Annotated in this window: 1 protein-coding gene; it reads left to right on the forward strand. The window is 74.5% G+C overall.

Annotated features, from left to right (window positions below; genetic code table 11):
- Positions 1–1,118, forward strand: a 1,118-nt coding sequence (locus AC1D15_RS33585; protein WP_477829467.1) for an HD-GYP domain-containing protein, incomplete at both ends; no start/stop codon positions are given.

The following is a 1,118-nucleotide window of genomic DNA, read 5'->3' on the forward strand; positions in this document are numbered from 1 at the left end:
CGTCACCGTCTTCGATGCCGTCAAGGCGCTCGCCTTCGTCGGCGATCTCAGCATGGGCCAGCCGGTCGACCACTCGGCGCGCACCGCGTGGATCGCGGCCCAGCTCGCGGCGGCACTCGGTCTCGAGGGCGACGCGAGCTCCCATGCCGCCYACGTCTCGCTGCTGCGCTGGTCGGGCTGCACCGCGAACGCGCCGGAGTTCTCCGAGCTGATGGGCGACGATGTCGGCGGCCGGCGCGCGATGCTCGCGGCCGGGCTGCCGGCGCACCTGGCCGGCTCGATGGCGCCGGTGGCGCAGATCCACTGCGAGGTGTCCGGCGACGTCGCGCGCACGCTGGGCATGCCGCAGGCGGTCGAGCTGCCGCTGCGCCGCATCTTCGAGCGCCCCGACGGCCACGGCCAGCCGAACGGCCTGCGCCCGCCCGACATCCCGGTCGAGGTGTTCATCGTCTCGGCCGCGAGCGACCTGGAGATCTTCAGCCGCGTCTACGACCTCGAGCGGGCGCTGAGCTACCTCGCGTCGCGCGCCGAGGCGGCCTACCCCGCCGAGGTGGTCGAGGCGGTGCGCCGCCATGCGGTCGACTGGCTGCATACGCTGGAGCAGGACCCGGCCTGCGTCGACACCGCGCCCGTCATCGGTACCGACACGACCTCGCTCGAACTGATCGCCGACGTGATCGACCTGAAGCTGCCGTGGCTGACCGGCTACTCGCGCCGTGTCGCGCTGGTGGCTGCCGACTGTGCCGAGCGCCTGGGCCTGCCGGCGCCGGCGCGCCAGCGGCTGTACCGTGCGGGCCTGGTGCACGGCATGGGCCGTGCGGCGGTACCGAACGCGCTGTGGGACCAGCCCGGCACGCCGAGCGAATCGGCGATGGAACGGCTGCGGCTGGTGCCCTACTGGACCGCGCGGGCCGCGCGCCGCATCGGCAACCTGGCCGCGGAGGCCGAGCTCGCCTCGCATGCCGACGAGCGGCTCGACGGCTCCGGCTTCTTCCGCGGCGTGTCGGGCACGGCGATCGGCCCCGAGGCCCGCGTGCTCGCGGTGGCGACGCAGGCGGTGATGCTGCATGGCGGCGACATCGCGGCTTCCAGCGCCGGCCCGGGGCTCGGTGCGGAGT

The organism is Rhizobacter sp. P2_H2, from assembly GCF_056403375.1.